This window comes from Azospirillum sp. B506 (genome assembly GCF_000333595.1).
In the GTDB taxonomy this organism is placed as follows: Bacteria; Pseudomonadota; Alphaproteobacteria; order Azospirillales; family Azospirillaceae; genus Azospirillum.
Genome location: NZ_BADK01000050.1, coordinates 1 through 4,665 on the forward strand (window position 1 = coordinate 1; position 4,665 = coordinate 4,665).

Annotated in this window: 5 protein-coding genes; all 5 read left to right on the forward strand. The window is 68.1% G+C overall.

All coding sequences use genetic code 11. The features are described from left to right. Nucleotides 1–1,492: sensor histidine kinase (locus tag I71_RS01425; RefSeq protein WP_199902080.1), on the forward strand; the 1,492-nt coding region annotated here is incomplete at its 5' end. Nucleotides 1,493–1,800: 308 nt separating this feature from the next. Then, nucleotides 1,801–1,947, forward strand: a complete 147-nt coding sequence (locus I71_RS38685) for a hypothetical protein (RefSeq protein ID WP_170307224.1) — start codon at nucleotides 1,801–1,803, stop codon at nucleotides 1,945–1,947. A 422-nt stretch (nucleotides 1,948–2,369) separates the two neighbouring features. Next, nucleotides 2,370–2,864 (forward strand): GFA family protein, encoded by a 495-nt coding sequence (locus tag I71_RS01430; protein ID WP_042689179.1) that lies wholly within the window; start codon nucleotides 2,370–2,372, stop codon nucleotides 2,862–2,864. A gap of 147 nt (nucleotides 2,865–3,011) precedes the next feature. Further along, nucleotides 3,012–3,596, forward strand: a complete 585-nt coding sequence (locus I71_RS35480; RefSeq protein ID WP_244433552.1) for a BLUF domain-containing protein — start codon at nucleotides 3,012–3,014, stop codon at nucleotides 3,594–3,596. Between the two features lie 121 nt (nucleotides 3,597–3,717). Next, a partial coding sequence (locus tag I71_RS01440) for a mechanosensitive ion channel family protein (RefSeq protein ID WP_042689186.1) occupies nucleotides 3,718–4,665 on the forward strand: 948 nt, incomplete at its 3' end.

A 4,665-nucleotide genomic window follows, 5' to 3' on the forward strand; every position in this document is an offset into this window, starting at 1 on the left:
GGGAGATGGCGGAGGCAGGGCGGCACGGGTGCCGTCCCTGCGCCGCCGGCTGCTGACCCGGCTGCTGGTGCCGCTGGGGGCGCTGGCGGTTGGGCTGGGAGTCGGCGGGGCGGCGCTGATCCATGGCTTCGTCCAGTCCACCCATGACCGGCTGCTCGCCGGCTCGACGCTCGCCATCGCCGAGCGGCTGGCGGTGGGCGACGACGACGGCGAGGTGACAGTCGACCTGCCGGCCGTAGCCTTCGGCATGCTGGAAAGCCAGGCGCGCGACAACATCTATTACAACGTCGCCCATGAGGGCGGGGTGATCACCGGCTATCTCGACCTGCCGCTGCCGGACATCGCGGCGATGCCGACCAACCTCACGGTTTTCCGCGACGCGACCTATCACGGCCATCCGGTGCGGGTGGCGGCCCAGGTCCGGCGGCTCTACGGCGTGCCGCAGCCGGTGCTGGTCCAGGTGGCGGAAACGACGGAGGGACGCCGCGCGGTGGAGGTCAACCTGCTGCTGTGGTTGACCCTGCTGGAGCTGGCGCTGGTCGGCGGCAGCGGACTGCTGGTGTGGGGGGCGGTCGGGCGCGGATTGGCGCCGCTGGGGCGGCTGCGGCGGGTGATCGACGCCCGCTCGGCGCGCGGGCGCATCGCGCTGGTGCCGCTGCCGCTGGCCGTGGTGCCGGCGGAGGTGATGCCGCTGGTGGTCGCCATCAACGGGCTGCTGGCGCGGCTGGACCAGTCCATCGGCACGATGCGGCGCTTCACCGCCGACGCCTCGCACCAGTTGCGCACGCCGCTGGCGGTGCTGCGCACCCATCTGGCGCTGCTGCGCCGTTTCGGCACCGACAGCCCGGAGGGACGGGCAGCCCTGGACGATGTGGAGGGGGCGGTGAAGCGGCTGGAGCGGCTGCTGGTCCAGCTTCTGGCGCTGGCCCGCGCCGACGAGGATGCGCCGGTGGTCCCCACGGCCCCCGAGGTGACCGACCTGCTGCAGGTGGCGATGGAGGTCGCCGCGGAACAGGTGCCGGCGGCGCTGGCCCTGGATGTCGAGGTGCGGTTCGAGAAGTTGGACATAGACGGTCCGGAGGACGGGACGGCGCTGCGGGTCGCCGGCAATCCGGTGCTGGGGGGGGAGTTGCTGGGCAACCTGCTGGACAACGCCATCCGCTACAACCGGCCGGGCGGCACGGTGACGGTGCGGGTCGGAGCGGGACCGAAACCGGTGATGGAGGTCGAGGACGACGGCCCCGGCATTCCGGAGACCGAGCGGGAGCGGGTGTTCGAACGCTTCTATCGCCTCGACCGTCCGGGCGAACCGCCGCGTACCGGCAGCGGGCTGGGATTGGCCATCGTCCGCGCCCTGGCCGACCGGCTGGGGGCGGCGGTGCGGCTCGACGCCGGTCAGGATGGCAGGGGGCTGAAGGTGACGGTCAGCCTGCGGCGGGCGGAAATCGGTGCAGGTTCAACGGGTTCCCCGGCCGGCAGCGATGCGGCGTAGCGACGCATCCCCTCCCCCGCCCCGTGACATGACAATTTCGTTAACCTGAGCTGCGCGGACATTTCGCCGGCTTCCGTTGCCAGTTCGCAGTCGCAGGACTATGTGACCGCTCCGCAGAGCCTGCGCTGGCAAGGTGCTGGAAGTAAATACAGTCCGAACCGCGGACGATTATTTTTTCCTCTTCCCGGCCCGGCTCACGGAAGAAAGAAATGGTTCCCGGCGTCTATTGCCCAGGAACCGCACAATAAGGGTCCGGCCGTCCGGCAAAAATGGGCGGCCGCAAGAGGTTAGGGAAAGGGTCTGTCACTATGCTTTGCAACATCGTCACCGTCGCCTCGTTGGGCGTCCTTTTGCTGTCGGGAATCGGCTTCAGCGTCACCAAGGCGCCGAAGCAGGACCGCCAGCACCAAACCGACATGCCTCGCCGCATGGCGGACGAGAACATCATGGGGTGATGTCGGGTAGCTTCCGCTCTTCGGGGTGGAAGGGTTTGTGTGTCGACCTCCCGCGCATTGCGGAAGGTAAGAAGGTAAGAGAGACCATTTTGCGAATGTGCCTGTATCCCAGGCAGTCGTTTTCATTCGCCGAATGGATGCCGCCGATGTCTGAGTGTTAGCGGCCGTCGGATTTTCGCTTACGGTCGCGAAGGTGATGGGAAAGCCCCCTCTCCCGCTCCGGGAGAGGGAGGGGTGAGGGGGATTCCAAGGAACCATTCCGTTCGGGATTCTTGGATTTCCCCTCATCCTCCCCACCTCCGGTGGGGACCGTCCCTCTCCCGGGGCTCTCAGCGGATCTTCGATCCGCCTGACGCCGTCAGCACAAACGAAGTTTGTGCGAGAGGCGGGAGAGGGCATTCATCTCCGCGGAGTCTCCTGCCATGAAGCTTTCCGGTTCCTGCCGCTGCGGCGCCGTCCGCTTTACGCTGAACTCGCCGACACCTGTGCCCTACATGCGCTGCTACTGCACCATCTGCCGCAAGAGCGCCGGCGGCGGCGGATACGCCATCAATCTGGGCGGCGACGCCGACACGCTGGAGGTCGAGGGGCGCGAGGCGGTGGCGGTGTGGCGGGCGCCCATCGAGGACCCCAACCACCCCGGCCAAACCCACCCCGGCCCGTCCCGCCGGCATTTCTGCGCGCAGTGCGGCACGGCGCTGTGGGCGGAGGATCCGGCCTGGCCGGAGCTGGTCCATCCCTTCGCCTCGGCCATCGACACACCGCTGCCCACCCCGCCGGAACGGGTCCACATCATGCTGGACTTCAAGGCACCGTGGGTGGAGGTGCCACAAGGCCCCGACGACGTGCAGTTCGCCCGCTACCCTGAGGAATCACTGGAGGACTGGCACCGGCGGCACGGGCTGCTCGACCGTTAGGGTCTCGTGATGGCGAGGCTCCTGCGGCGGCCAGGCGCGACGGGCGGAAGATGCTGGGGTCCGACCACAACGAGGCGCACCGCAACCACTTCCACCCGGACATGGGTGCCTTCCGCACCTGCCGTTAACGGCCATCCGGTTCGGACTATGTCCAGCGGCTGCGACATCGGCTCTACCAAAGAAAGGGTTAACACCCGTCCGATTTCGCCCCACTTTCCTAATAAAAGTGGGAGGAGGCCGATGCTGAGTTTGCTTTATCGCAGCGATGCGCTGCCCCTGCTGCCCTTCTCAGCTCTTGCTGACATTTGTGTACGAAGCTATACCAACAATCGGCGCCTGGACGTCACCGGTTTCCTTGTCGAACATGAGGGGACTTTTCTTCAAGTCCTCGAAGGCGAACCCGACACCGTCACTCGGTTGTTCGAGTGCATTTCCCATGACGAACGGCACCGCAACATAGCGGTGCTGCGGCAGTGGGAACGACCGGGCCGGGTCTTCGGCTTCTGGGCGATGAATTTCGGCCCCTTGGACGACCCGTCCTTCTGGCAGGGCGAGTTTGCCGAACTGCGCGATGGTGCTGCCTTCCGGCACAAAAGCGGCGATGCCGAGACCGCACTGGCGGTCCTGTGCCGGGCCTATGTCTTCGCCGGCACGGTCGCCGGCACCGACCCGGTGATCCGCGGCTTCGTGATGGGCTATCCGCCGGGACCGACGCAAGCGGTGACGGTCTGACGGGTCAAACCCCTGATTCGATTGGGTGGTTTCAATTGGATCCTTGACGGGACGCCGCTTGCTCGTGCCATCGTCGCCCTCGCCCGGCCCCCATGGCCGGCCGCCGAGGAGAACCCCGTCGATGCGCGCCTTGCGGCGTCTGTCCGCCCCTGCCCTGGTCCTGACCCTGCTGGCTGCGCTGGTCGCCGCCAAACCCTGGCTGCACGGCCATCTGGAACCCTTTGTCGGCCCGTCGCTGAGCGACGGATTCGACATGGTCGTCGCATCGGCCGCCTGGCTGGTCGCGGCCTGGGGCGGGGCGCAGATGATCGACCTGCTGGCGGCCGGCAATGGCGGCCCGAACCCCGACGGCACGCCCAGACCGCCGCGCATCCCGCGGCTGCTGGCCGACCTGCTGCGCTTCTTCGTCTATGGCGTGGCGGTGCTGGCGATCCTGGCCTTCGTGCTGGAACAGCCGGTGACGGGGCTGCTGGCGACCTCCGGCGTCGCCATCGCCGTGTTGGGCTTCGCGCTGCGCAACATGATCGCCGACATTTTCTCCGGCATCGCCCTGAACATCGAACATCCCTACCGGTTGGGCGACTGGCTGGAGCTGTCTCCCGGCGTGTCGGGGCGGGTGGATGAGATCAACTGGCGGGCCACCCGGCTGATTGCCAGCGACGGCACCGCCATCGTCGTGCCGAACGGCATCGTCGCCGGCAGCCGCTTCGTCAATTACAGCCGCCCCAACCCCGCCTTCCGCGCCACCGTGCCGATCCTGCTGGACCAGGAGATCCCGGTGGATCGCGCCAAGCGCATCCTGCTTTCGGCCATGCTGTGCGCGGATGGCGTGCTGCCCACCCCGCGGCCCGACGTGCTGGTCGATGCGGTGACACCCAACGGCATCTCCTATGTGGCGCGCTTCTGGGCCGACGACGGCGCCCGGCTGTCCCAGGTGCGCGACGCCGTGCTGACCGCGGTTCTGGGCAACCTCGCCCGCGCCGGGATCGAGCCGGCCCGGGCCCAGCAGGAGGTCCGCCGCCGCCCGCCCGCGTTGCCCGACACCGACACGCTGCGCCGCGGCCTGCTG

Excerpts from the sequence above, each read along its gene's own strand:
- I71_RS38685 (WP_170307224.1), top strand. The coding sequence starts at position 1,801 with ATGCTTTGCAACATCGTCACCGTCGCCTCGTTGGGCGTCCTTTTGCTG.
- I71_RS01430 (WP_042689179.1), top strand. The coding sequence starts at position 2,370 with ATGAAGCTTTCCGGTTCCTGCCGCTGCGGCGCCGTCCGCTTTACGCTG.
- I71_RS35480 (WP_244433552.1), top strand. The coding sequence starts at position 3,012 with ATGTCCAGCGGCTGCGACATCGGCTCTACCAAAGAAAGGGTTAACACC.